The following is a 20,441-nucleotide window of genomic DNA, read 5'->3' on the forward strand; positions in this document are numbered from 1 at the left end:
CGGTATTCCCAGCTCAGACAGCGTGTTTACCGGCGTGCCGAATGTCTGAAATCCGGCATCATAACGGCAAGATCGGCAGGGTTTGCTACCTCGTATGGGGCTATCGTGGGGCTGCGGGGGCTATTTACTGCTAGACTGGCCCCAGGAGGTAAATGAAATGGCGAGTCAGCGAACCAAACCGTCCGGTGCTGTGGTGTGGCGGGCGAGGTGGCATGGGAAGGAGAAGGAGTTCCCGACCGAGGCCGAAGCCCGCGAGTACGAAAACAACCGCAAGGGCAAGCGTCAGGCCACCGTCGGCCCGCGCGTCGACACGTGGACAGTGCGGCGTGCCGTCGAAGAGCACATGGAGGCCGCGGAGGAAGGCAGCAGCACCCGCGCCGGTCGTAAGCAGCTCTTGGACAATCTCGGGGCTCTCGAGTACCTGAGGATGGATCGCGTTACGCGTGAGCACGTCGAGGAATGGATCGAGGAGCTGACGACGGGGCGTCCGTGGAAGGGTGATAAGCCGCTTGCGGTGTCTACGGTGCGGACCCTGCGCCGCATTCTCGCCAGTCTGTTCAACGCGGCCATCGAGGATGGGCACCTTGAGCGCAATCCGTGCCGCCTGCGCCGCGACAAGAAGGGGCGGACGGTGGCGCGTGCGATCTCGCCGTCGGAGATCCCGACCAAGATTCAGGTGCGCGAGTTGATCGAGTCCACGACGGACCCACAGCTAGCGCTGATGTTTCGCGTGGCGGCGACAACAGGTATCCGCATCGCGGAGCTGACCGGCCTTCGCGTCCGCTCGGTCGATGTCGACGGCAGGCGCTTGCACGTCGAAGCGCAGAGCCGCCTGGGAGGTGCCGAGTGGGCGTGGTCAAGCTTGAAGACTCCGAACGCGATCCGCACGGTGCCGCTCACTGACGCGCTCGCGCTCGCCTTGAAGGACCATATCGACAAGCTCGACCGCGATCTCGACGCGCCGCTGTTCCTGACCCAGACCGGACGGCAGTTCTCTCCGACGAACGCGGGCAACCGCCTGCGGTCGCTCGGCGCACCGATCACCAAGTGGCACAGCTTGCGTCACTTCTACGCGTCGACCTTGTTTGACCAGGGGAGAACTGCTGTCGCCGTGTCTAAGCTGCTCGGGCACGCCTCGCTCGCGGTCACGATGGAGACCTACCTCCACATCATCCCCGGCGAGGACGACGCCACCCGCGCTGCCCTGGCCGACCTCTAAGGCGCGTATGTGACATTGGTCACAGCAATGGTGGCGACCAACGGATACGGGTCTGGTCGCGGTGCTGCGGCGACAGTGGCCGAGGGGCTGAGATAGGCAGCCGTTCGCCACGCGAACAGCTCAGAATCGTTTCCGCTCAACCTCCAAAACGACGCTAGTGTTCAGGGATCAAGTCCGGCGATTCCGGCACACATGACCAGCATCGACGTTTGGAGAAAACGATTGAGTATCAACCTTATTGAGCGAACGGCGCTCACGCCGGAAGACGTGGCAACCCGCCTCGGCGGAAGTGCCCGCAAGGTCCGCCAGATGATGGCTGACGAACTGATGCCCGGTTTCCGCTGGGGCGGTAGCTGGCGAGTCTGGGATACCGACCTTGCCCTCTACGAGAAGGGGCTCGCGCGATGAGCGACATCGCACGCGAGCTTCTACACGCGGACCGGAACAGCGGCCCCGGCATCCTGCATTACGAGTGGTTGCGGGGAGGCCTGGACGAGGGCGAGTTGACGCGCCATATCGGCGAGGTCTGGTCAGCCTCGGAGTTCCCCGAGGGTGCGCTAGACGACGATGCCTCTACGTCTCGGTGGGAGTGGGACGAGATGTTCCGCGCAGCCGGATACACGTCGGACGGCAAGCTCGCGGCCCCGCCCGAGACGATTAACCTCTACCGTGGTGGCTCGACCTGCGACGGCATGGCCTGGACCACCAAGAGGACAACCGCCGAGTGGTTCGCGCAGCGGTGGGGCGAGGGTGTCGTCTGGGAACACACCTTCTCTGGTGGCGAGTTGTTGGCGCGGATCAAGGGACGCGGCGAGAGCGAGTACGTGGTGTCTGCGGACGCCCTACTGCGCATGGCGACGGACGCGCCTGTGGTGCCGCCACTGCGGAGCGAGCTGTAACTCGCTCGCGGCCCCTGCGGTCCCGGCCTACGATGAACGGTTACGCCGTCGATCACCAGGAGGTCCGCATGTCCGATCACCCCGACGCCGAGATGCACCCCGAGCGCGGCCTTTGGGGCGAGGATGCTCGCAGGGCTGGCCGCGAGCTGTTCGCCAAGTACGCCCCCGGCACCGTCTTCCGTCGCGAGGACGACCCGGACCACGGGCGCAAGTTCCTCGCGGCGTACGCGAGCGTCTGGGACGACATCGAGGCCGATCCCAGCGTGGCCGAGAACCTTCGGGTCCGGTCTGACTTCATGATCGGCATTGGGGAGCAGGTCACCCGGCGCGGCTGGTCCCAGGTCGAAGCCGCCCGGCAGCTTGGAGTGTCGGAATCGCGGGTGTCGGATCTCTTCGCGGGGAAGATCGGCAAGTTCACCCTTGACGACCTGGTGGCGATCGGCGTCAAGGTCGGAGTGCGCGCCGTGGTCGAGACCGTCCACGACAAGGCCGACGTTCACCGAGTGGCCGGGCGCGTGGCCGACTGGTCGAGCGAGCTGAATAGACGGCTCCAGTAGCCCGACCGAAGCCCAAGTCTCCGACGTGTTGGAGACTTTCACCTCATGGCGGGAACTGGTCAAGTCGCTCGCCATAACCCATTTCTAAACCCATTGCAATTGATCCCAGGTGATTTACGCTGAGATTCAATGGACGAATACAAGAGCCTTCGCGCTCTCACCCATAATTCCGGCGTGGACTATTCCGCTGCCGTTTCAGCGATCGAGACCGGCCTCATTCCTGGCCGCTCGGTCAATTCCCTCTATTACGCTGACCCTGCGGCATTCCGTCGGTGGGTCCGCGAGAACCGGAGCACCAATGACTGATTCATGCACCTGTAAGCGCGACGAGCAGGAACTCGCAGAACGCGAACATCACCGCGTATCGGGGGAGCTATCCAAGCTTTTCGAGCTGACGTCCCCCTCCGCGCTGCGATCATTTCGCGACCGTGTGGACGGCTACCTAGACAAAGATGTTATTCGTGGGCGTCTGCTCGAGGCCGTCAACTGGGAGGGCTGGCAGGAGTGAGCGCCGTTAGTTGGCACACTTCCCTCGATCCGGCTGCGGCCTCGCGTGAGAAGGCGGCGCATGACGCGATCCTCGAATACGCCCTCACGAAGCTCACTAAGCGGCGGCTCTCGCGTCTCCCACTTGCGACTCGCGCCGAGCTGGCAACGCTCCTGAGGATCGCTGTGGACGACCTGGAGAACGTCGATGCATAGCCACGAACCTAGCGGCTGCCCGATCATTGGATGCGACTGGCAGCGGGCTGCGGCGCGTTTCTTCCCGCCGCAGTTCGATTCCGTCATCTGGTCCCTGTTTCAGCATTCGTTCGCGAAGGTCGATCGCGGGGCGCTGTACTCCGCACCGGGTCGAGACCTCATAGTGGAGGAGACCGGCCTGTCGTCCGCAACCGTCACCCGACGCATCGCGGCGATGCGGGCAGCCGGTTGGATTCGGTATGCGCACAGTGGGAGTGCGGACAATCCGGCTTGGTATGAACTGCGCATCCCGGACCGGACTGCCTAACGTGCGCGCATTTCCGCAGGCCTATCGGCGTGTCGTCTAACTGTTGGTCTCGACACTCTTCGTGCTTCTAAAACAGAACCGATGGCGCTGTGTGGCCTGGCGCGAAACGATGAATAGAGTATCTATTCGCCTGAAATGAAAAGATCCCGCCCCATTGCTGTCCAGGCTAGGGCGGGATCGGAGAAGAACTGACTTGAGTATAAGCGATTCTCAGCGCCTGCGCTATGTGACCGATGTGAACGTGGAGCGATACCCCCACCGAAGGGTGGCAGCATACCCGGCCGCAGACGGGAAGCCTCGCACGTTCGCATGGTTGCGCACGCTCCTATGTGATCCGTCGGTTAGTGCTGCCGGGTACAGGGTGGGCGGGTTCCTGCATTGCATCGCTGACCAATACACGGTGGACCCGTACTGCGGCGCGGAGTGGGCGGCTGGCGAACTGGGCGTGTCGGTCAGCACGGTAGAGCGCGGCCTCGAGAGCCTGCGCGGGCATGGCTACATCGTCCAGACAAAGCGGGGCGGATCCAAGAGCGGCAACGCCTCGGACTTCCTCTTGACCTTCCCGTCGATCGCGCCCGCGACGGGCGATGACGACGTACCCGTCAAAACTGAGGGGAACGCCAACGGTGTACCCGTCAATATTGCGGGGAACGTAGACGTACCCGTCAGAACTGAGGGGAACGTACCCGTCAATTCTGCGGAGGAGTGCCCGTCAATATTGACGGACCATCTCCCAATGCAATCTCCCAATAGAAACTCCCAATCTGAAGAACACTCGTCCGCGCGCTTCGCTGGCGCAGACCAGCGTGAGGGGATCTCCGAGGGATGGACGCCGAACAAGGCCCACGCTGCGAAGTGCCCGCGCGGCCTGTCCGTCGGTGAAGTGGGCGAGAAGTTCCGCGAGCTTGCTATTGAGCGCAAGCTCACCAGCGCCGACTGGGACAAGAAGTTTGGCGGGTTCCTCGGCTACCTCGATGGTGTGGTTGAGCGCTACGCCAGTCGCGAGCTGACGGGACCGATCGTTTGGGCCGACCATCTGGAGGACTACCTCTTTGGCGGTGCGGAGCAGTTCACGCCCAAGGGCTTGCGGATCGAGTGCCCGTTCTAGTCCGCCAAGGCCGCGCCCGCCGCTCAACCGAGCCGCATTCGAGCCCTAGTCGAGCCTCATTCAAGCCGCCGAAAAGCCTCTGACCTTGAGGTTCGCCAAGGTGTCACGCCGAGGCGCTGCGGACGTGTTCACGCGAACACCGCTCTGACAGCTAGAGCGAACAGGCCTCGCAAAAACGGACCGCTGAAAGTGCCGGCGAACAACTCATTGCAGCTCAGAAGCTATGCAACTCCGTTAAGTAAGCGGACCATCACATTAGGAGAACAAGATGACAGACGACTACAGGAACCTAGCTGACCAGCTCGGTGATCACATGAGACCCGAGGACAGGCGCGGTCCCGCGGCCCACCGAAGCTACGGGCGATTCCAAAATGAGTGGGATGCAACCAGATTCAGCGACACGCGCCACCGCGTGATGTCCCGCCGAACTACCTCGCTCGAGGACGCGCTACTCGAATTGCACGGCTACACACTGGAACCCGGCCAAACGTCGCGCGTCGAGAACCGGTATCTAGGCAATATTCGGGAACAGCGGTTCCCCTTCCATACAGCGCCCGAGGAGGCCACTAGCAATGACGACTGACTACATCATCGAGGCAGACGAAGCCGACGAGGACGACGTGATCGGCACCCGGCAGGATGTCGAGGAGGCCGACGACGAGGCCGACGAGCTGGAGTCGAACCGCGAAGCGCAATTGCGGGTGCGCCTGCGCGAGGTGGACGCGAGCATCGAGGCCGCCCGGAGCATTGCGGCAGATGCGGCTAGGTCCGTCGTGGCCGCTTTCGCAGCGCCGTACCTGGCGATCCCGGACGACCTGTTCGGCGTCGGTGGGTATGTGGCGGAGGACCTTCTACGGGAGGACGGCACCGTCGATTTCGCCGCCATGCACGACGCGCTGCGATCTCTGCTCGGTGAACGTCCGGGCCTCGCCGGTAAGCGCGCCGTGCCGTCGCCGGTCACGCCTGGCGATGCTGCCGACGCCGCCGATGCTCCGCGCGCGCATTGGATGCAGACAGTGCTCGATACCGCCCGTGAGGCCGCAGAGGCCGGGTCGGGGGAGATCGACGCCGACGCTTCAAATGAGGCACCCGCATGGCAGCTCTTGCGCGAGCAGGCCGACGCCGCGCCAAAGCGAGAGATCGCCCAGAGGTTGAGAGTGAAGGCGAGTACTTCCGAGCTGGAGCACATTGAGGGACGGCGCGACGCGATCCATCGAGCCCACATCACTGCGATCGCGGCCTCGGTCCTGGGCCGTGGCGAAGATCTATTCGATGTCGGCGGCTCGCAAGTGGCGGACATGCTCGACGGAACAGGCAGTGTCGACGCCGAACGTGTACGCGGGACTGCCCGTGAGCTGGCGAACAGCCGTCCCGGACTGCGCCGGGTTAAGCGACCGCCCGTGTACCCGAACACCGGAGTAGGCCAAACGCTGGTGGTCGATCGCGGCCCAACGGCTCCCAACGTCGTCGGTGTCGCGCTTAACGAAATGACCCGACGGAGGCAGCTCGGACTGGCGTAGGCTGCAATCACTTGCACACTGCGTCAAATGTGCAAGACTAAGAATGTCGGGTTGAGTGACTCCCCGTAGCGATGCCGTTCTGTGAACCTCGCTCATTGATATTTCCCTAGAAGCAAGGTTTACAACATGAGCAATACTACGCTCAATTCCGGTGCGATCCTTTCACCCGATGACATGAAGGAAAACTTCCTCGCACCGCTCGAAAAGAAGTCGATCGCCATGCAGGTTTCGCACGTCGAGCACGCAAATGCGGGCCACGCTGCGCTGCCGATGATGGGTAAGACTTCCGCCGAGTGGCTCGATGAAGGCGAAGAGCTGACAGTCGAGAATGTCCCTTTCAACGAAATCCGCGTGCCACACATGAACGCGGGCAAGCTGTTGACCGCGACCCGACAGCTGCTTAATGATTCGGCGTACGATCTTCCGACGCTGCTTAGCAATTCGCTTATCGATGCCTACGCCGAACTGGTCGATAAGACCTTCTTTGGCACCACCACGCCAAAGGGGCCAAAGGGCATCGAGAGCGTAAGCGGTCGAACCATCGTCGAGGCCGACGAGTACTCGCTCGATCCGTTCCTTGACGCCCTCGGCGCGGTCGAGGCAGAGCGTGCAAACCCTCGGTTCATCGTCATGGGTCCGGAGCTGGCGACCAAGCTGCGCAAGCTCAAGGTCAGCGCGGGATCGAATCAGTACATTCTCCAGTCAGATCCCGGTTCCGCGTGGCGAAACACCATCGCGGGAATCCCGGTGCTTACGTGTGCGGATGTCGCTGCCGAGACTGCGCATTTGATCGACCCCGACTATGTGTTCATGAGCGTTCGCGAGGATGTCGAGGTCGAGGCCGATGCATCCACCTTCTTTACGTCCGTGCGAACCGCTATCCGATCATTCGGGCGCATCGGCTGGGTATTCCCACGACCGGAGAAGCTGGCAGCGGTCAAGTTCAATGTCACGCCCTAGCTGAATACTCCTAGCAGGCTCCCAAACCGTAGGCATCCGGTATTTCCTGGCCTGCTAGATGGCAGCATTGCGCCGCATCGAGTCAGTTCCTGGATAGCTCGGGCTCAATGCGGGCGGTCCTCCTAACCGTCGCATGCCGCCAATAGAGCAGCCCCACCATAGCAAGACCATGGTGGGGCTGTTCCTTTGCGCTATCGGTTGGTCCCAAGCGTGCAACCTGCGGAGTCATATCCATATTTCTGGCAGATCTCGCGCGCCTTCTCGTTCGACTCTTCGAACTTCTTGTTGTCGCTGTTGATTGACCAGATAATGAGGATAACGAGCGCCGCTAAGAGTACGCCCACCGCAACAGAAAGTGTGCGCTTGATTTCAGTGCTCATAGTGTGCGGAATTCCCTTCGTTTGTTGTGGTTGCGAGGGTACCGCCGTCCGGGCGTGGCGATGTGCCTTTACTGAGATATTGCAATCCTGCACTATTGCTTAGCGAAATGATCGGGATGACCTGGTGTTAGCCCTTGACGGTCGCAAAGATGCGGGCAAAGTCCTGTTGCGACTTCGACATCTGCTCACGCTCGATGCGGGTGCCCTGCCCAACTGTGGCAATGTCCTCGATCTCGCACCCGATGCTCGCACCGTGCGCGCTCTTAGCGTGCTGCTTCGGTGCCGTGACGGCTTTGCGTGTACGCCTCACGCGCGGCTGCAATACCTGTAGTGCCTGCTGGTCGATATCGAGAGCGATCTCCCAGAGGTGGTGCATCGAGGGCATGAACATGCGGGCCGTCACGTCCTCGCCGCGCCGAGTGCGGATGACGCGACCCATGATTTGCGTCATGAGCAGCGGAGTCGCCTTATTTGTGGAATAGACAAGCGTCGTGAGCCGGGGGATATCCGTGCCCTCACTGACCAGCATCACGGAAATCAACCATGGATCGGACGACCGGCGAAACCTGTCGATCACTGCGGCCCCGTCGTCGCTGCCGACTGCCACAGGTGCCTCGATTCCCGTGGTCTCCGCGAGGACTCGGCGGACCATGTAGGCGTGCTCGACATCGCGCGCAACGATCAAGCCGCCCGCATCGGGGATCTCGCGCCGCTGCATCATCAGGTGCGCGTGTGCCTCTGCCAGCACTCCGCGCAACCACTCGCCATCGTCCAACGTCGACCGCAGAACGGACCCGCGAGCCGACCGGGGGATAGGCCGCTCGATGCTCACCTTGACCGACTGCGGACCCTTCGCGTCCTGCCAGTTCGCAGTGGTCGACACCGCCACGAACTCGACAGGCCGACACACCTTGTCGCGCAAGGCATCGGCGTAGCTGTAGGACACATCCGCGATCATTTCCCCGTCGGCAGTCCACCGCGCGAACGGGATCGCCTCGCGGGCATCGGTGCGCCAGGGCGTGCCCGAGAGCAGTAGCCGCTTGCGAGCGCCCGAGAAGGCCCGCGTGAGCGCCAGGCCGTACTTGGAGTCCTCGGCGGCGTGATGCACTTCGTCAAGGATCACCAACGTGCCCGAGCGCCGGGTGTCTCGGTCGATCGCCTCGCCGATCCGCGCGCCCGTCGCGCCCAACAGGCTGGCGTACGTCAGGACCAGACCCTCGCAACCGTCCGTGTCGATGCCCTCGGCTGGCAGAGCTGCCGCGAGCTTCAACAGGCCGTGAGCCGCCCACTGAGACGCCACAGCGAGCGTTGGAGCTACCACGATCACCCGGCGGGCCTTGCCGCTGTCGAGGTACTCGCGAGCCGCAGTGAGGGCGAACGTCGTCTTGCCCGCACCAGGACAAGCGACAGCAAGAAAACTCGAGCGACGGGAAATACGGAACTGCTCGACGGCCTCACGCTGCCATTCGCGGAGTTGCATCACTGCCTACTCTGCCTCATGCTCTCGCTCGATCTGCGCGAACTTCTCACGCGTCGCGTCCTTGATGAACTCGACAGTCCGGTCGTGGGCGAGTGCGGTACCTCGGTATTCCTCGCCGAGTTGTCGCACCGACACCTCGTATACCTGCTCGTACAGCTCGCGCGGAATGGCGATGCTGTCCTCGGCAATAGCGACATCAGCTTCGGCGAGAACGTTCTCCACGCTTGCACTCAACTCCGACTCGCGCTCTTGCGCCTCGCTTGCTCGCTTGGCGAGTTCGCCGAGTTCATGAAACATGGCCTCTGCTTGCTCGCGAGAGATCTCTTCATTGCTCATGTTTGTTCGTCCTTTCGTGAGGTGTGTGCACAGAATTCCTGTGCCGTGAGCCGCAATCAAACCACGGTTCATGTCAGGCGTCAAAGCTGGTCACCCTGGGGGAGTATCCCCTGGTCCCCTACGGTTCCCGTGACGCTCATCCGGTGTCTGCCAGTGCGTATACGGGTTATAGGGGTGCCGAGATCAGCACGAATCAAAGCAATTCCCCACCTGCCCGGAGTCGTCAATTCTCAAATGGTCGAGCAATTACTCGGCGCATTCACAAGACCGCCTGCGCACTCAATTCGTGGCAGTCTTGATAAGGACAAACGAAAGCCGCCCAATCTTCTCGGGGAGAAGACGGGCGGCTTTCGTCGTTGTGGTGCGGCTACACCGCCGCGAGCACCATCTCGATCAACTGCACCGCTTGGTCGCGGGTCAGCTCGATGGTCGAGTGGTTGGCGTCATCGCCCCGCCCCTCGGACATGAACAGCGCGATCCGCTCGCCGTCGTCATCGTGGACTCGGGCAACCTCCAACGTGCCGCCGCAGGGGCTCTCGCTAAAGATGACGCCTTCGGTCGCGATCTCGGGCAGGTGCATGGACAGACTCCAATCGGTTGGGGGAGTGGGGAGAGGGGCCGGACTCGGCTGCATCGCAGACGTTAGGCGCTCTGTCCGAGATTGTCGATAGATAAGTCGAAGATGCATGTACTGGAATTTCAACTCCGAGATGCAACTCGCACGCGGCATGGCTGGATGCCGCGATACTCCGTCGACCGCCTAGGCTGGAGTCATGCAAGCTCACCTCTCATCGCCCCACGCTGCCTTGGCAAAGGCGGCAGTGTTGGCGAGCCCGTGTGGGGCTGGAGTGGGGCTAGAGGGCGTTACCAACGTGAAGTTCGCAGGTCAGAAGGGTTAGACTGTGGCAGAGTTTATCTACACGATGAAGAAGGTGCGTAAGGCGCACGGCGACAAGGTCATCCTCGATGACGTGACGATGTCGTTCTACCCGGGCGCGAAGATCGGCGTGGTCGGTCCGAACGGCGCGGGTAAGTCGTCGATCCTCAAGATCATGGCCGGCCTGGACCAGCCGTCGAACGGCGAGGCCTTCCTGGACCCGGAGGCCACAGTCGGCATCCTGATGCAGGAGCCGAAGCTCGACGAGACCAAGACGGTCAAGGAGAACGTCGAGGACGGCCTCGGCCAGACGATGGTCAACCTGCGCCGGTACAACGAGGTCGCCGAGCTCATGGCCACCGACTACACCGACGAGCTCATGGAGGAGATGGGCAAGCTGCAGGAGCAGCTCGACGCCGTCGACGCCTGGGAGGTCGACTCGCAGATCGAGCAGGCGATGGACGCGCTGCGCTGCCCGCCGGGCGACTCGGCGGTGGAGAACCTCTCCGGTGGCGAGAAGCGGCGCGTCGCGCTGTGCAAGCTGCTGCTCAGCAAGCCCGACCTGCTGCTGCTCGACGAGCCCACCAACCACCTCGACGCCGAGTCGGTGCTGTGGCTCGAGCAGCATCTCGCGAGCTACCCGGGCGCCGTGCTGGCCGTGACCCACGACCGGTACTTCCTGGACCACGTCGCGCAGTGGATCTGCGAGGTCGACCGCGGCAAGCTGCACCCGTACGAGGGCAACTACTCCACCTACCTGGAGAAGAAGGCCGAGCGCCTCGAGGTGCAGGGCAAGAAGGACCAGAAGCTGCAGAAGCGCCTCAAGGAGGAGCTCGCGTGGGTCCGCTCCGGCGCCAAGGCCCGGCAGACCAAGAACAAGGCCCGCCTCGAGCGCTACGACGAGATGGCGGCGGAGGCCGAGAAGCACCGCAAGCTCGACTTCGAGGAGATCCAGATCCCCACGCCGCCCCGCCTGGGCAACGTGGTGGTCGAGGTCTCGAACCTCGACAAGGGCTTCGACGGCCGCGTCCTCATCAAGGACCTGAGCTTCACGCTGCCGCGCAACGGCATCGTCGGCGTGATCGGCCCCAACGGCGTCGGCAAGACCACGCTGTTCAAGACCATCGTCGGCCTCGAGGAGCCCGATTCGGGCGAGGTGAAGGTGGGCGAGACGGTCAAGCTCAGCTACGTCGACCAGAACCGCGCCAACATCGACCCGAAGAAGACCGTCTTCGAGGTGGTCTCCGACGGCCTCGACTACATCACCGTCGGGCAGAACGAGATGCCCTCGCGCGCCTACGTCAGCGCCTTCGGCTTCAAGGGCCCGGACCAGCAGAAGCCCTCGGAGGTCCTCTCCGGTGGTGAGCGCAACCGGCTCAACCTGGCGCTCACCCTCAAGGAGGGCGGCAATCTGATCCTCCTCGACGAGCCGACCAACGACCTGGACGTGGAGACCCTCTCCAGCCTGGAGAACGCCCTGCAGCAGTTCCCCGGCTGCGCCGTGGTCATCTCCCACGACCGCTGGTTCCTCGACCGGACCTGCACGCACATCCTGGCGTGGGAGGGCAACGTCTCCGAGGGACAGTGGTTCTGGTTCGAGGGCAACTTCGAGGCCTACGAGGCGAACAAGATCGAGCGCCTCGGTGCCGAGGCGGCCCGCCCGCATTCGGTGACGCACCGCAAGCTCACGCGCGACTGACCTCGGTCCGCGAACGACGACGCCCCCGGCCCCGTGCCGGGGGCGTCGTCGTTCATTACTGGCCCGTAGCCCCCACCCCCGCCGTAATGTGGTGCCCGGAGCTCACTGGCTCCGTCACACCTTGGCAACGGCGCCACGTGCTGACCCGGCATTTGGCGTGCGCTGCCTCGACCCCGCAGGAGGAGCACGCCCGTGGCGCAGTCCGCGATCGATCCGTCCGTCTTCACTCGCGTCGCGTCCGTCGTGGCCGCGCAGCCGCCCGGAAGGTCACCGTCGGACTTCGTGGCCTGGCTGTCCGAGGACAACGCCCGAATCCTCGGATCCCGGGTCGACGGTGTCGGCACCGGCGTCCTCGCCGACCCCGACGCGAAGCTGTTGGCCGTCATCGACGCGATGCCCGCGCCCGAGCCCGGCTCCATCGCCGTGGTGGAGCTCGCCCAGCCGCTCGGCGACGCGGCGGGCTCGCCCTTCCTCCTGGCCGCGGCGCCCTCGGACGGCGGCCCGGTGGAGCTCTTCGCGATGGCGCTCACCGTGCTCGGCCTGCACCACAACGTCTTCGGCATCCCGATGGTGGGCGCGAAGATCGAGCGCGTGCTGGCCCGCATCGGCGTGGACCGGACGGACCCGGCGAACCAGCGCCTCATGGAGTACATCCAGACGTACCCCCGCCTGCGGCTCGTCGTCGCCGACGAGGACGAGCTGGCCCGCGTCTTCGGTGCCCTGCGCGACCTCGGCGACGACGACCTCGCCCTGTTCCTGCGCACCGACAAGCTGGCCCGGTTCGCGCGCGCTCTCGTCTACCTGCCCCGGGATCGGTACACCTCGCGGGCGCGCGGCGTTCTCATCGACGTGCTCGAGGACGAGACCGGCATGCACGTCGACCGGTTCACCGCCCGCGTCACCGAGTCGGCGATCGCGCGGATCCAGTTCGTGCTCCTGCCGCGCGGCGAGGACACCGTCCCCGTCTTCCAGGCGGCCGACGAGGCGCGGATCCGCGCCCGGCTCGGCGACGTGAGCCGGACCTGGGACGAGGACGTGCTCTCGGCCGCCGCGGCCGCCGGCGCGGACGCGGCCACCGTCTCCGCATACCTCCCGGGCATCTCGCCCAACTACAAGGAGGACCAGACCCCCGAGGTCGCGCTGCTCGACATCAACCGGATCGCCGCGCTCCCCGCACAGGGCAGCGACCTGGTCTTCTACGACCCGCCGGAGGGCCGCGGCGCCAACCTCGGGTTCACCATGTACATGACCGGCGGCCAGGTGACGCTGTCCCAGGTGCTGCCGGTGCTGCAGTCCCTCGGCGTGGACGTGCTCGACGAGCGCCCGTACACGGTGCGCCGTCCCGACGGTGCGCTGTGCTCGGTCTACGACTTCGGGCTGCGGGTCTCGCCGGTGCTGCGGGCGACCGCCGCGGAGGGCGTCGCGGAGGCGGACCTCCCCGCCCACCTGGCGCGGCTGCGCCGGCTGGCCAGCGAGGGCGCGGCCGCCGTGTGGCGCGGCGAGGCCGAGGTCGACAGGTTCAACGAGTTGATCTTCGCCTTCGGCCTCGACTGGCGCCGGGTGGCGCTGCTCCGCGCCATCGGCCAGTACCTGCGGCAGTGCGGATTCCCGTACAGCCCGGGCCACATGGCGCAGGTACTGCTCGAGCACCGCGACGCCGTGCTCGCGCTGGTGCGGCTGTGGACCGCCACCTTCGATCCGATCGCGGCCGACTCCGATGCGGCCGCCGCCGCTGAAGCCGACCTCAAGGCCGCCTTCGCCGCGGTGACCAGCCTCGACGCCGACCGGATCCTGCGGGCCTACCTGCACGTCGTGCAAGCGACGGTGCGCACGAACTTCTACGCCGACAAGCCGGTGATCTCCATCAAGCTGGAGCCCGGCCGTATCCCGGAGGCGCCCAAGCCGCGCCCGCGGTTCGAGATCTTCGTCTACTCGCCCCGCGTGGAGGGCGTGCACCTGCGCTTCGGCATGGTCGCGCGCGGCGGCCTGCGCTGGTCGGACCGCCGGGAGGACTTCCGCACGGAGATCCTCGGCCTGGTCAAGGCGCAGGCGGTCAAGAACGCCGTCATCGTGCCCGTCGGCGCGAAGGGCGGCTTCGTCGTCAAGCAGCCGCCGGAGCTCACGGGCGACGGTGCGGCCGACCGCGACGCGCAGCGCGCCGAGGGCGTCGCCTGCTACCGCATGTTCATCTCGGGCCTGCTCGACGTGACTGACAACCTCGGCCCCGACGGGGACGTGCTCCCGCCCGAGCGCGTGGTGCGCCGCGACGCCGACGACACCTACCTGGTGGTCGCCGCCGACAAGGGCACCGCCTCGTTCTCCGACATCGCCAACGACGTCGCCGCCGGCTACGGCTTCTGGCTGGGCGACGCCTTCGCCTCCGGCGGCTCCGAGGGCTACGACCACAAGGGCATGGGCATCACCGCCCGCGGCGCGTGGGAGTCGGTGAAGAAGCACTTCCAGGAGATGGGCGTCGACACCCAGACCGAGGACTTCACCGCGGTCGGCGTCGGCGACATGAGCGGCGACGTCTTCGGCAACGGCATGCTGCTCTCCGAGCACATCCGGCTGGTCGCGGCGTTCGACCACCGCGACATCTTCCTCGACCCGAACCCCGACGCGGCCACCGGCTTCGCCGAGCGGCAGCGCCTCTTCGACCTGCCACGCTCGTCGTGGAAGGACTACGACACGACGAAGATCAGTGAGGGCGGCGGCGTCTTCAGCCGCGACCAGAAGTCGGTGCCGATCAGCCCGCAGGTCCGCGCGGCACTCGGCCTGGCGGACGACGTCACCGAGATGACCCCGCCGGAGCTCATGCAGGCCGTCCTCCTGGCCCCCGTCGACCTGCTGTGGAACGGCGGCATCGGCACGTACATCAAGGCCTCCACGGAGACGAACCTCGACGTGGGCGACCGTGCCAACGACGCGATCCGTGTCGACGGGCAGCAGGTGCGCGCCAAGGTGATCGGCGAGGGCGGCAACCTCGGCGTCACCCCGCTCGGCCGCATCGAGTTCGACCGTGCCGGCGGGCGGATCAACACCGACGCCATGGACAACTCGGCGGGCGTGGACTGCTCGGACCACGAGGTCAACATCAAGATCCTGCTGGACCGGCAGATCGCCGCGGGAGCGATCGCCGCGGACGAGCGGCACGACCTGCTGGTGTCGATGACCGACGACGTCTCGCGGCTGGTGCTCGCGGACAACGTCTCCCAGAACACGGCACTCTCGGTGGAGCGCTCACTCGCCCCGAAGATGGTCGACGTGCACGCGCGGATCCTGGCGGACCTGTCCCGCAACCGCGGCGTCGACCTGCGGCTGGAGGCGCTGCCGACCCGCAAGGAGACCGACAAGCTGCAGGCGGCGGGCCTGGGCCTCAGCTCGCCGGAGCTGTCGAACCTCATGGCCCACGTCAAGCTCGCGGTCAAGGACGACGTGCTGTCCGGAGACCTGCCCGACAACGACGTGCTCGTCGCGAAGCTGCCCGAGTACTTCCCGGACCACCTCCGGGAGCGCGCGGGAGACGCCGTCTTCGCGCACCCGCTGCGCCGCGAGATCGTGGCCACGCAGACGGTGAACGAGATGGTCGACAACGCGGGCGTCAGCTTCGTCTACCGTCTCGCCGAGGAGACCGGCGCCGGCGCGTCCGACGCCGTCCGCGCCTTCGTCGCGGTGAGCCGCGTCTTCGACCTGCCGCGCACCTGGGCGGAGCTCAAGGAGGTGCCGGTCTCGGCGGGCGAGACCGCGGCGCTGCTCGCGGAGAGCCGCCGCGTGCTCGACCGCGGCGCCCGGTGGATGCTCACCAACCGGCCGCAGCCGATCGCTATCGGCGCCGAGGTCAACCGCTACGCGGACCGCATCGCCGCGCTGTCGGCCGCCATGGGCTCCTGGGACCTCCGGTACGACCGGCACGCCTGCGCGTCGTCCGAGCGCGCGATCGCCGCGGGGGTGCCGGAGGAGCTGGCGTACACCGTCGGGCGCGCGCTGTACCGGTTCAGCCTGCTGGACGTGGTGGACATCGCGGACATCGCCGAGCGCGAGGACGACGAGGTGGGGCAGCTGTACTTCGCCCTCATGCAGCGCCTGCGGGTGGACGAGATGCTCGCGGCCGTCGCCGAACTGCCGCGCGGCGACCGGTGGAGCGAGATGGCGCGGCTCGCGCTGCGCGACGACCTGTACGGCGCGCTGCGGGGCCTGACGATCGAGGTGCTCAACTTCACCGACCCCGCCGAGCCCGCGACGCAGAAGATCGGCGACTGGGCCTCGCACAACGCGCGTCGGCTCGAGCGCGTCGGCGCGCTGCTCGGCGAGATCCTCGATCCGGCCGACGGGACCAGCCCGATCGCGAACGACGAGTCGCGGCTGTCCGTCGCGACCCGCGCGCTGCGGTCGCTGCTGCGCCACGTGGGGTAGGCCCGGGGCGGTCGGCTAGCGTGGAGCCGTGACCGACTACAGCTTCACCGCGGCGGGCGTCACCGGCGTGCGCACCGTGACCGACGACGGTGCCGCCCTGACGGTGCCCGTGGACGTGCGCTGGTCCGATATGGACGTCTACCAGCACATCAACAACGCGCGCATGGTGACGTTGCTGGAGGAGGCGCGGATCCCGCTGCTGTTCGCGCCGGACGCGCCCACCCGCGACCTGCTCGACGGGCTGCTGCTCGCCAAGCTCGAGGTCGAGTACCGCGGGCAGCTGCGGCACCAGGATTCGCCGCTGGAGATCACGCTGTGGACCTCCGCGGTGCGGGCGGCGGACTTCGTGGTGCATCACGCGGTCCGGCCCGCGGGCTCCGGCCTCGACACCGCACCGGCGGTGGTCGCGCAGGTGCGGCTCGCCGCGTTCGACGTGGCGGAGCAACGCGTGCGGCGGCTGTCGGGGGAGCAGCGCGACTACCTGAAGTCGTTCGCGCGGTGAGCGATCGACGCCTGACGGTGGCCGGCGCGGGTCCGCGCTCGAACCTCGCGGCCTTCGTCACCCGCCTGCTCCGCACGGACGACTCCGCCGTGATCCGCGTGCGCCGCCGCGACGACGAGCGCGTCGAGGTGTGGGGGAGGACGGGCTTCGGGGTGCTCGCGGTCCGGGTGCTCACCGGCACGGTCGCGCCCGAGTCGCTGGTGTGCAGCGCCGCGACCGTGCTCGACTCCCTGCGGCTCGCACCGTCGGACGAGGGCGGCTACGTGGACGTCGGATTCGCCCTCGACTCCGCGTGGCGCGGCGCCCTGCCGCCCGCGACGGGCTTCGCGCACGTCGACGACGTGCCCGCCCAGGCGCTGCGCGCCGTCGCGGCGCGGGGCGTCGAGGTGGGCCGCGAGACCGGCGGCCCCGCGGGGCCGCCCGCCTCCCTGCTCGACTCCGAGGTGGTCAGCGTGAGCACCGACGGGACCACCGTCCCGATCAGCCTGCGGACCGCGTTCGCGTTGGAGGCCATGGGATTCGCCGCTGATGGCGCCGACGAGCCGGTCCGCATCTCGGCGTCGGCGACGTGGGTGCGCGTCGACGCGCGTTTCGGCTCGCTGTACCAGCGGCGCGAGGCGGGCCCGGGCCTACTGGTCTGAGTCCCCGTCCGAGCCCCTGGCCGCCTCGTAGAGCTGGGCGGTCCGGTTCTGCTGCGCCAGCCGGCGCAGCGTCTGCAGCACCTTGTCCGAGAGGACGGTGCCCACGATCGCGGTCCGCAGTGCCTGGGCGTCGTCCCCGGTGAGGGTGTCGAGGTCGGAGGCCGCCACGATCTCCGCGGCGTCGGCCCAGCGGTCCAGGGTCTCCCGGCCGCCCACGTCGCAGGTGTCGGCGAGTGCCTTGAGCTGCGCGCCGAGCTGCGGCAGCAGCACGTCGCCGTCCTCGATCCGCCAGCCGCGCTGCTCCACGAACGCGGTTGCCAGCGCGGTCCATTCGGCGTCCTCGTCGAACTTCTCGGCCTCCATGAGCGCCTCCTGCGCGACCCCGAGGAGCTCGTGGCGCGGCACCGTCGGGCTGTCGAGGGCGTCGATGACGCGCCGGACCTGCGCGAGGGAGAGCCCGCCGGAGTCGACCAGGGCGCGGATCAGCCGCACGCGCTCGACGTGCGCGGGCCCGTACTCGGACTGCGTCCTGGTCACCGGCTCGCCGGGCGCGAGCAGCGACTCCCGCAGGTAGTACTTGAGCGAGGCGGTGCTCACGCCGGTCTCCGTGGAGAGTTCCGACAATTTCATCCCTCGATCTTGACACGGGATAGCTTCACTCTCCAATATGGGTAGTGACACTATCCAAGGTGTACCCAGCTGGGAGAGACAGATGAACCACGATCTACAGACCGACACCCACGACGGTGACCTGGTGGTGTTCCTGCTGGGCATGCGCCCGCGGCGCACCTGGCGCCTGGGGCAGGCGGCGTTCGTCGGGCGTTCGCTGCGCCGGATGCAGGCCGAGATCGAGCGCGACCGGAAGCGCGGTGGCGCCCTGGGCTACCTCGGCGGCTTCAAGGCGATCGCGCCCGGCGGCCCGCTCCTCGTGCAGTACTGGCGGAGCTTCGAGGAGTTGGAGAGCTACTCGCACTCCACCGATTTCGCGCATCGGCCGGCGTGGCTGCAGTTCTACAAGATGGCCCACGCCGAAGGGCGGTCGACGGTCGGCATCTGGCACGAGACCTACCGGGTCCCGGCCGGCGCCCACGAGTCGATCTACGCGGACCTGTCGGCCCCGGTGGGGCTCGCCGCCGCGGTCGGCGCCCAGCCCCTGGCCCGACGGGGCCGGACGTCGCGGGAGCGCATCGGGGCCTGAGGCGTCGACCACGCCCGGCGGCGCACCGTCGGGATCAGGCCAGCCAGCAGGCCGCGTTCGGCGGCAGCAGGCCGTCTACCAGGGGCGCGCTGGCGAGGATGACCTCGCCGCCCGGCAGGTCCACGGGGCCGTCCGAGGCGTTGAGCACACAGGTGAGGCGGCCGCCGGTGCGCCGGAAGGCCAGCGCGCCGGGACGCGGCGCGCCGTACCACTCGATCGCGTCGCCGCGGAACTCCGGCCGCATCCGGCGCAGCTCGATGGCGGTGCGATACAGCGTCAGCGTCGAATCGAGGTCCTCGAGTTCGGCCTCGGCCGTGAGGCCCTTCCAGTCGTCCGGCATCGGCAGCCAGGTGTCCGGGCTCGTCGAGAAGCCGTACGGGGGCTGCGCGCCCTGCCAGGGCAGGGGCACCCGGCAGCCGTCGCGGCCGCGCTCGGTGTGCCCGGACCTCTCCCAGGTCGGGTCCTGCAGCACCGCGTCGGGGAGGTCGACGTTCGGCAGGCCCAGCTCGGAACCGTTGTAGAGGAAGACGGTGCCCGGCAGCGCCAGCTCCACCAGGATCATCGCCCGCGCGCGGGCCGTGCCCAGCTCGCCGCCGCCGAACCGCGTGACCTCGCGGGGCACGTCGTGGTTGGAGAGCGTCCACGTCGGGATGCCGTTCACCGACTCGACCGCGATCAGCGAGTTGTCGATGGCCTCGCGGATCTCGCGGGAGTCCCACTCCGCCTCGGCGAGGCGGAAGTTGAAGCCCAGGTGCAGCTCGTCCGGCCGGATGTACTCCGCGAACCGGTCGTTGTCCTTGACCCAGACCTCGCCGACCGTCACGCGGCCGGGGAACTCGTCCATCACCTGCCGGATGCGCCGGTGGATCGCGTGCACGCCCGGATCGTTGAACCGCAGGTCGTTCTCGTCGTTGTCCATGATCTGGTTGTTGACCAGGTCCATGTCCGGCAGCCCCGCGGGCTTGGCCATCCCGTGCGCGACGTCGATGCGGAAACCGTCGACGCCGCGGTTCAGCCAGAATCGCAGCGTGGCCGCCAGATCCTGGAAGACGTCCTCGTTCTCCCAGTTCAGGTCGGGCTGCTCGGGCGCGAAGATGTGCAGGTACCACTGGCCGGGCGTGCCGTCGGCCTCGGTGACGCGGTGCCACGCCGGCCCGCCGAAGATGCTGGGCCAGTTGTTCGGCGGCTCGTCACCGTGGGGGCCGCGGCCCTCGCGGAAGATGTAGCGGTCGCGCTCCGGGCTGCCCGGCCCGGCGGCCAGCGCGGCCTGGAACCACGGGTGCTGATCGGACGTGTGGTTCGGCACCAGATCCATCGTCACGCGGATCCGGTGGGCGTGCGCCGCCGCGATCAGCTCGTCCATGTCCGACAGGGTGCCGAACAGCGGGTCGATGTCCCGGGGATCCGAGACGTCGTAGCCGTGATCGGCCATGGGGGAGCGCATCACGGGCGAGAGCCACAGCGCGTCGACCCCGAGCAGCTCCAGGTAGCCCAACCGGTCGATCACGCCGCGCAGATCACCGACACCGTCGCCGTTCGCGTCCGAGAACGACCGGGGGTAGACCTGGTAGAAGATCGCGTCCTTCCACCACGGCGGCTCGGTGTAGTGGGGCGTGCGGACGGGTGGCGTCATCTCACTCCTG

The 20,441-nt window shown here is 66.7% G+C and carries 19 protein-coding genes; 13 read left to right on the forward strand and 6 right to left on the reverse strand.

Features of this window, described 5'->3' with window-relative positions; all coding sequences use genetic code 11:
* Positions 1 to 157 precede the first annotated feature (157 nt).
* The 8 genes from BLW32_RS08920 to BLW32_RS08950 all read left to right on the forward strand — a co-directional run bounded on the left by BLW32_RS08920 (position 158) and on the right by BLW32_RS08950 (position 7,272).
* The gene (locus BLW32_RS08920; RefSeq protein WP_170181041.1) at positions 158 to 1,219 is read left to right on the forward strand and encodes a tyrosine-type recombinase/integrase; all 1,062 of its coding nucleotides are present in this window, start codon (positions 158 to 160) and stop codon (positions 1,217 to 1,219) included.
* 192 nt (positions 1,220 to 1,411) lie between these two features.
* The gene (locus tag BLW32_RS26985; RefSeq protein WP_139286113.1) at positions 1,412 to 1,627 is read left to right on the forward strand and encodes a helix-turn-helix domain-containing protein; all 216 of its coding nucleotides are present in this window, start codon (positions 1,412 to 1,414) and stop codon (positions 1,625 to 1,627) included.
* Positions 1,624 to 2,118, forward strand: a complete 495-nt coding sequence (locus BLW32_RS08925) for a hypothetical protein (protein ID WP_068742586.1) — start codon at positions 1,624 to 1,626, stop codon at positions 2,116 to 2,118. Before BLW32_RS26985 ends, BLW32_RS08925 begins: the two co-directional genes overlap by 4 nt.
* Positions 2,119 to 2,186: 68 nt before the next feature.
* On the forward strand, positions 2,187 to 2,675 hold the full coding sequence (locus BLW32_RS08930; RefSeq protein WP_231857429.1) for a helix-turn-helix domain-containing protein: 489 nt from the start codon (positions 2,187 to 2,189) through the stop codon (positions 2,673 to 2,675).
* Between the two features lie 129 nt (positions 2,676 to 2,804).
* On the forward strand, positions 2,805 to 2,981 hold the full coding sequence (locus tag BLW32_RS27460) for a hypothetical protein (protein WP_156486423.1): 177 nt from the start codon (positions 2,805 to 2,807) through the stop codon (positions 2,979 to 2,981).
* Between the two features lie 1,064 nt (positions 2,982 to 4,045).
* Positions 4,046 to 4,792 carry a hypothetical protein gene (locus BLW32_RS26990; protein ID WP_139286114.1) on the forward strand — a complete coding sequence of 249 codons (747 nt, stop codon included), beginning with the start codon at positions 4,046 to 4,048 and terminating at the stop codon, positions 4,790 to 4,792.
* A gap of 572 nt (positions 4,793 to 5,364) precedes the next feature.
* Positions 5,365 to 6,312, forward strand: coding sequence for a hypothetical protein (locus tag BLW32_RS08945; protein ID WP_068742583.1), 948 nt, complete (start codon positions 5,365 to 5,367; stop codon positions 6,310 to 6,312).
* 126 nt (positions 6,313 to 6,438) lie between these two features.
* Entirely contained in the window at positions 6,439 to 7,272 is an 834-nt protein-coding gene (locus BLW32_RS08950; protein WP_074850465.1) for a phage major capsid protein, read from the forward strand.
* A gap of 191 nt (positions 7,273 to 7,463) precedes the next feature.
* Here the strand turns inward: BLW32_RS08950 and BLW32_RS26995 are convergent, their stop codons facing one another.
* The 4 genes from BLW32_RS26995 to BLW32_RS08965 form a co-directional block, all read right to left on the reverse strand.
* Complete coding sequence (locus BLW32_RS26995; protein WP_139286115.1) at positions 7,464 to 7,652, reverse strand: hypothetical protein; 189 nt, start codon at positions 7,650 to 7,652, stop codon at positions 7,464 to 7,466.
* A 127-nt stretch (positions 7,653 to 7,779) separates the two neighbouring features.
* Positions 7,780 to 9,132 (reverse strand): DEAD/DEAH box helicase, encoded by a 1,353-nt coding sequence (locus tag BLW32_RS08955; RefSeq protein WP_068742581.1) that lies wholly within the window; start codon positions 9,130 to 9,132, stop codon positions 7,780 to 7,782.
* Between the two features lie 6 nt (positions 9,133 to 9,138).
* Positions 9,139 to 9,468 carry a hypothetical protein gene (locus tag BLW32_RS08960; protein ID WP_068742580.1) on the reverse strand — a complete coding sequence of 110 codons (330 nt, stop codon included), beginning with the start codon at positions 9,466 to 9,468 and terminating at the stop codon, positions 9,139 to 9,141.
* 367 nt (positions 9,469 to 9,835) lie between these two features.
* On the reverse strand, positions 9,836 to 10,048 hold the full coding sequence (locus tag BLW32_RS08965) for a hypothetical protein (RefSeq protein ID WP_068742579.1): 213 nt from the start codon (positions 10,046 to 10,048) through the stop codon (positions 9,836 to 9,838).
* 322 nt (positions 10,049 to 10,370) lie between these two features.
* On the opposite strand from BLW32_RS08965, the gene ettA reads away from it, so the two are divergent.
* The 4 genes from ettA to BLW32_RS08985 all read left to right on the forward strand — a co-directional run bounded on the left by ettA (position 10,371) and on the right by BLW32_RS08985 (position 17,600).
* Positions 10,371 to 12,044 carry an energy-dependent translational throttle protein EttA gene (ettA, locus tag BLW32_RS08970; RefSeq protein ID WP_068742578.1) on the forward strand — a complete coding sequence of 558 codons (1,674 nt, stop codon included), beginning with the start codon at positions 10,371 to 10,373 and terminating at the stop codon, positions 12,042 to 12,044.
* Between the two features lie 192 nt (positions 12,045 to 12,236).
* A complete protein-coding gene (locus tag BLW32_RS08975; RefSeq protein ID WP_068742577.1) occupies positions 12,237 to 16,457 on the forward strand; it encodes an NAD-glutamate dehydrogenase in 4,221 nt (1,406 codons plus the stop codon).
* 67 nt (positions 16,458 to 16,524) lie between these two features.
* A complete protein-coding gene (locus BLW32_RS08980) occupies positions 16,525 to 16,959 on the forward strand; it encodes an acyl-CoA thioesterase (protein WP_107504247.1) in 435 nt (144 codons plus the stop codon).
* Entirely contained in the window at positions 16,956 to 17,600 is a 645-nt protein-coding gene (locus BLW32_RS08985; RefSeq protein WP_068742576.1) for a DUF8185 domain-containing protein, read from the forward strand. The genes BLW32_RS08980 and BLW32_RS08985 overlap by 4 nt, the downstream gene beginning before the upstream one ends.
* Here BLW32_RS08985 and BLW32_RS08990 read toward each other — a convergent pair.
* Positions 17,589 to 18,230, reverse strand: a complete 642-nt coding sequence (locus tag BLW32_RS08990) for a MerR family transcriptional regulator (RefSeq protein WP_068742575.1) — start codon at positions 18,228 to 18,230, stop codon at positions 17,589 to 17,591. The two genes, BLW32_RS08985 and BLW32_RS08990, sit on opposite strands and share 12 nt — an antisense overlap.
* Before the next feature lie 82 nt (positions 18,231 to 18,312).
* On the opposite strand from BLW32_RS08990, the gene BLW32_RS08995 reads away from it, so the two are divergent.
* Positions 18,313 to 18,798 (forward strand): DUF4188 domain-containing protein, encoded by a 486-nt coding sequence (locus BLW32_RS08995; protein WP_068526449.1) that lies wholly within the window; start codon positions 18,313 to 18,315, stop codon positions 18,796 to 18,798.
* 34 nt (positions 18,799 to 18,832) lie between these two features.
* Here the strand turns inward: BLW32_RS08995 and BLW32_RS09000 are convergent, their stop codons facing one another.
* A complete protein-coding gene (locus BLW32_RS09000) occupies positions 18,833 to 20,431 on the reverse strand; it encodes a glycoside hydrolase family 13 protein (RefSeq protein WP_068742574.1) in 1,599 nt (532 codons plus the stop codon).
* Between the last annotated feature and the right edge of the window lie 10 nt (positions 20,432 to 20,441).

The sequence above is a fragment of the Tsukamurella tyrosinosolvens genome, assembly GCF_900104775.1.
GTDB classification, from domain to species: Bacteria; Actinomycetota; Actinomycetes; order Mycobacteriales; family Mycobacteriaceae; genus Tsukamurella; species Tsukamurella tyrosinosolvens.